The organism is Acidisphaera sp. L21, assembly GCF_009765685.1.
In the GTDB taxonomy this organism is placed as follows: Bacteria; Pseudomonadota; Alphaproteobacteria; order Acetobacterales; family Acetobacteraceae; genus LMUY01.
Map to the genome: position 1 here is coordinate 119,638 of NZ_LMUY01000093.1, position 5,782 is coordinate 125,419.

The window sequence follows — 5,782 nt, forward strand, 5'->3', positions numbered from 1 at the left end:
TTGGGTCCGTCAGGCGTGGGAAAGACGCATGTATCGATAGCGGTGCCGGATCCAAGGCCGAGGGGAAGACGGGTGGAGCATGGCTACCGTGACCAGACGAAGTGATCGCGGCTCGGGTCCGGCACCAGTGCGTCGGTGCCGGACCGTCGCTATCCTCTCGCCGGGCAGCGGGGCCGTGGGCGTCTCCAGCACTGAGAGCTCCCCAGCGTCTCGACGACGTGACGAAGAGCCTCGGACCCGGCCTGGGCAGGCGAGAGTAAAGAGATTGTGGCGGCATGACCGGCTACGAATCAAGCACATGGCTGCGTCACCCAGGACTTCGCCCGCACCACGCAGGAGAACTTCATGGGTCAGCGAACCATCGGCATCGACCTCGCCATCCGCGGCGATCACGTTGCCCGCATCTTCGACGACGGACGCCCACAAGCAAAGTCGATCCGCTTCCGCCTGACGTCCGACAGCCTCGCCGGCTTGGTAGCTAAATTTCGCGAGGGGCTGCCGGCGGGCAGCACCATCACTGCCGTGATGGAGCCGACCGGCATGTCCTGGTTCCCCGTTGCCCGCTGGCTCGAGCAGGCAGGGATCAAAGCCATCCGGGTGAAGGGACAACGGGTTCGCGCATTGCGCCGCTATCTCAGCGAGCACACCAAGACCGACGCAGCGGATGCTTACGTGCTCGGCGCAATCCCGTTGTTCGGCGGTGTGCCGGTCGATCCGGTCTACGTGCCCAACGCCGATCGCCATGCCCTTCAACGTCTGACCCGTCAGCGTGAGCGCCTCGAAGAGGAGGTCACCACCATCAAGCGAAGGCTGATCGACTTGGTGCGATGGGCATCCCCCGCGATCGAGGCCGTATTGCCTGATTTCCGCACGAATCTGGCGCTGGCGATCCTGCACGACATGTTCAATCCTGCCGACGTCATCAAAGCGCGGCGCACGACGTTGCTCGGCTTCGTTGCCAAGCACGCCAATGGTAACCATCCCCATACCGGTCCTTTTGCCGACAAACTGGTGGACGGCCTCAAAGCTGCCGCGCTCGAGACGCAACGCCTCCATGGAGCTGCAGTAAACTTCGAACTCCTGCAATTGGAAGTCGCGGTCGAGATCGATCGAATGCGCTTGTTGGAAAGCCAACTTGGCAAGCTCGGCCGCGAGATCGAAACGCTCTACGGCAAACTTCATCCATCTGACGCCCTCCGCACTATTCCAGGGATCGGCAACGCCCTGGCGCCTCTCGTGCTCGGCGTGTTGCATGAGGCCCGCCGTTTTGCAGGATTGCACCAGCTCCGCGGCTTCTGCGGTTTGTTTCCACGCACCAACTCGTCGGGCGGTGCTGACCAACCTGGCCAGAGCATCACCCAGTCCGGCAACAATCGCATCAAGCGCGCACTCTACCTGGCCGCCGATGCTGCACGCCGGATCGATCCGGGACTGGCTGAGGTCTATTGGCGATTGATGGTCCGCAAAGGCCACCACCACAAACAGGCCTTGTGTGCGGTAGCGACCCGGATCGTGAACCGGATCGGCAAGGTCCTGCGTACCGGCGAAGCCTACGAATTGCGTGACCAAGCTGGCAAGCCAATCAGCGTCGCCGAAGGCAGGGCCATCGTCGCAGAGCAGTTCAGCATCCCCGCCGAGATCAGGAATGCCCGTCGCAAGCACCGCGCTGAAAGCCTCGCCTGACCGGCAAAAAGCACTTGGCAATCGGTAGGAGATCATCTCGCGATCAGCCTGGGCTACCTGGCGACGCAAGCAGGGATCAAGACGAGGTTCGTCACCGCGGCCGACCTGGTGCTGCTGCTGGAAGTGGCGCAGCGCCAGGGGCGTTTGAAGGAGGCGCTGCATCGGGCGGTGTCGATGTATCGGCTGCTGATCATCGACGAGATCGGCTACCTGCCGCTGTCACGCGACCAGGCGAACCTGCTGTTCCAGGTTGTCGCCAAGCGCTACGAGCGCGGGTCGATCGTGCTGACGTCGAACCTGACGTTTGGCAGTTGGGACCAGGCCCTGGCGGGCGACGCCGTGCTGACGGCCGCGATGCTCGACAGGCTGATGCACCACGCGACCGTCGTGCAGATCGGCGGAGACAGCTACCGGTTGCGCGACAAGAGGAAGGGCGGCGTCGTGCCAAAGGCCAAGGCCGAACCCCAATAACACGCCGCCAGCGTGGCTCAGTTTTCAACCGGTGACCCACACCATCGGTGGCTCAGTTTTCGACCGGCGTTGACACGAGAGAGCACTAGCACAGACAGCCGGGACCTCGCCGAAGAGAAGCGTGTCGCGCGCGAGGCAACCGCCTACCGCGAAGAACTGCATGGCGTAAAGCCCACGAAGTCGTTCGCCGAGGCCGTGCTCAGTTACCTGAAGCGCCAGCAGTCCGATGACACCAAACGTCGGCTAAACCGCTTCCTGGGTTTCCTGAAGTCAGTTGGGAAGCAGAACATCGGGTGCGATCAGGTCGGCCAGGTCCTGCTTGACGGCGCCTGTGAGGCGCTGCTCCGGCCCGGGTCATCGGGCTCGACAAGGCTCCGCGAGGTTGTATCGCCCGTCAGGGCCGTTCTCCGCCATGCGGCGGTCCGCGGATGGTGCAGCCTGCCGGTCTTCGAGACAATCCGTCAGGGTAAGCGCAGGAAGGAGTGGCTGACCCCGGACGAAGCCACCGCAATCGTCGCTGCTTCGCCATCGCATCTGAAACCGATCTTCGAATTCATGTTCTGCGCCGGGCTGCGACGCGGCGAAACCCTCAGCCTGGACTGGAAAATATGTCCAGCTCAAGTACGGCCGGGTCACGCTGCGGGACGTCAAGTCTCGCCCCGGCGACGTGAAGGACCGCATCATCGAGCTCGTGCCGCGCGCTGCCGCGGCCCTGTCGGCGCTGCCTGGAGCTCATCTGAGCGGCCCCGGCTTCAGGCGGGTAGATGGTGAGCTGTGGCATCCCGACATCCGTATTTCCGGCGCGCAGCTCAACCGGGCGTTCCAGAAGGTAGCGGCCGAAGCTGGGATCACGCGGCGCGTGTTCCTCCATGCGATCCGCCATAGCTGGGCATCGTGGCACTATGCCGTGCACCGAAACCTGAAGAAGCTGAAGGACGATGGGGCTTGGGAGTCTCTCGATATGGCAGACCGCTATTCGCACTTGGCTCCGGATGGCATGGTGCCGGAGATCCTCGCGTTCTGGGGAACGCGAGGCAGCAAGACAGCGAAACTAAGAAAAAGCTAGTAGTCGTAGTGCCGGGCGGCGGGAGTAATCGACACTGTGTCGCTAACCTCCCCCGCTCTCCGCGACCATCTCTGACTGACAGGTCGTAGGCATGGCAGAGTCCGAGATCATGCCAAGCCGGGCTCCGGTCCACACCATTCGGAAGGCCAAGACATGTCCATTGCTGGGCCGCTTATCCGTAGGATTACGATCCTTGCCACAGGGATTTTTGCATTGTTGACATCATGGAACGCATGCCATCGCTGGACAACTACGTACTAGGCCGAATACATCAACAATGCGGCCGGACGGCTCCACGTTTTACCCCCAATGGAGCGTCGCCCAATTCCATTTCCCCAACGTTTAGAAGCTCTGAAGCTTTCCTTTGTAGATCACCCGTCCAACTGGCAAGGGGGATCGGGAAGCGAACGGTGAGCACTGGAAATCGGAAAAGCATAATATCTTTTGAAACCATCGCCCGCGCGCGATGCAAGCAAATCGGACCTATTGCTCCAGGCAAGCTCCTTTCAGACCGACATCGCCGAATGCAGATCTGACTTGGAATTTTCCTCGCTCTCCATGAAGGGCTCAATTGGGACGAGCATAATGTGGAAGCCAATCGTTACCGGAACCGAGGTGTCTGAAATGCAAAGCATTAATCACGCACTTTTGATTGTAGAGGCATGTGCGTGACCGGCGGTTATTGTTTGGGCCTAGAATGAAAGTGATTGCCGTTGATCAGGAGACTATCCCGTCGCGGAAGGTATCTATTTCGCCAGGCAAAAGGAGCCAACACGCTACGAAAGATGTAAGGTGCAAGTCCTTTTGGCAGAAATTGCTCTATATTTCTGATAATATCTAGTAGGGAATGCCACTAAAAACAAACGATATAGATTCTCGCAGCCATCAAATTGTAATTTAGAAATAAAATGCGCGATCAAAACCAAGGTTTCGACAGACTGGATTTACTAGAATATTACTTTACAATCACACACAGAATTCCTTTCTGCTAGACAAGAATTCCTTCGATACTTTGACGGAATCCTTGTCATTCCATAAAGAACCCTTGCCAATTTATCGCTTACTCGGTCAGAGTTTTAGAGTTTTTTTGGTCAGGAATTTAAGTTATAGATTTTCTCTTGCCAGGAACGACTTCTACCCGGTCATCTATGCTCGGGAAGGTAGCGAGTTTCTGGCCGCCCTTCTTGGGTAGTTTCCAATATAGGGGACCAATTATGTCTGACCAACGCAACAGACTCAGCAAATCAAAACCCAGTGCAGCATTCAAAACCCAGCCGACAGCTAAGGGCCGGAAAAGTAAGAGCCTAAATCCTTCAAAAGAATCGGAGTCAAGAAGAAGCCCCGCGAATACGGGCCTCATCTCGTACTGCGCGGAAGGCGGTGGCACATCCGCGGAACGTACCTGGGCATCTACTTACGGGAAAGCACCTGGTAAACCGATTTTTCTCTCGCGCAAGTCGTGCTGGCAGACCGCTTGGAGCACATAAAGGCGGGATGGCAGGGTAATGGCAAGCCGTTGAAGGCAACTTATGGAGAGGCTCACGAAGGTTGGGTGAAGGCGAGCAAGCCCACCGCAGCCACCTGGCACACGCGAATAAATGGCCGAAACTTATAGGAGCAAATCGCCTTTGCGCGAAAGTCACGTGGCCCCTGGTGGCGGGAATAGCAGACAGCATATTGAGAACCGGTTATGAACAGTCGACATTAAAACGTACCGTGTCGGTGAGGGGGCGCGTCGCGGCGACTTCCATAACCTGGAATGGGATTGCGTCGATATCGAGCGCGGCATCATTTAATTTCGGGCGGTCAAGAGCGGCAATCGGACCGTGAGAGATCGCACGATCAGCGACCCCAGACCAAGGACAATCGAGATCCTGCGTTCGATCCAAGCCGAGGCGGGAGGCATCGTCGGCCCGGTATTCCGGCAGCCGAACGGCGAACCCTACGCGAGCGCAGGCGCGCTCGGCGCCGCCGTGAATCCCATCCTTAAGGAGCTTGCCAAGGAATGTGGACATAAGGATTGGTCCAAGGTGACGCTCCACACGCTCAGGCACACGGCGGCCACTTGGCACTTGCTACTGACGGGAAAAATGGACGACGTTGTACGGCGGTTCGACTGGGATGAAAAGAAAAGCGCGAAGCGCTATGTGAAGAATGCGCCCTACCAACTGGCACCGGAGGCCGCTGCCTTTCTTGGCCTGACTCCGAAGGAGCCGCGGCAGGTTTGGGGCTAGGCGCATGCTAGCAGATCGGAAATTTGGGAGGAAGTTGGCACAGTGATCTGCACGGCGCCGAATTAGGCTACAATATTCCCTTATAAACCAATAGATTACAGCGCGATGCGAAAAAATTCGCACTCTCGACCACTCCCTTACCAAGGGGGTGCTCTAGTATCCATCAGTAAGCCTTTTTCAGCAGCCCTCTAATCTTACTGTGTCATAAGACTAGGCGTTGTGTTTGGTGCTGGCAGTATGGGCAGCGCAGGATTTTACGAGAGATTGCCTTTGCGATGGCAATCCGGACAGAAGTGATTGAGTTTGGGATGTGGCGCTCAGGTCGGAT

The 5,782-nt window shown here is 58.2% G+C and carries 3 protein-coding genes and 1 pseudogene; all 4 read left to right on the forward strand.

The genetic code is table 11. The annotated features are described in order from the left end of the window. Positions 1-345 precede the first annotated feature (345 nt). The 4 genes and pseudogenes from GSQ76_RS19135 (at position 346) to GSQ76_RS19150 (ending at position 5,454) form a co-directional block, all read left to right on the forward strand. On the forward strand, positions 346-1,683 hold the full coding sequence (locus tag GSQ76_RS19135; RefSeq protein ID WP_158745714.1) for an IS110 family transposase: 1,338 nt from the start codon (positions 346-348) through the stop codon (positions 1,681-1,683). A gap of 33 nt (positions 1,684-1,716) precedes the next feature. Then, positions 1,717-2,154 (forward strand): annotated as a pseudogene (locus GSQ76_RS19140) (ATP-binding protein); the annotation flags it as partial. Between the two features lie 667 nt (positions 2,155-2,821). Next, positions 2,822-3,220: a tyrosine-type recombinase/integrase gene (locus tag GSQ76_RS19145; RefSeq protein WP_158745715.1), complete on the forward strand. Its 399-nt coding sequence runs from the start codon at positions 2,822-2,824 to the stop codon at positions 3,218-3,220. A 1,826-nt stretch (positions 3,221-5,046) separates the two neighbouring features. Next, a complete protein-coding gene (locus tag GSQ76_RS19150) occupies positions 5,047-5,454 on the forward strand; it encodes a hypothetical protein (RefSeq protein WP_158745716.1) in 408 nt (135 codons plus the stop codon). Positions 5,455-5,782 lie beyond the last annotated feature (328 nt).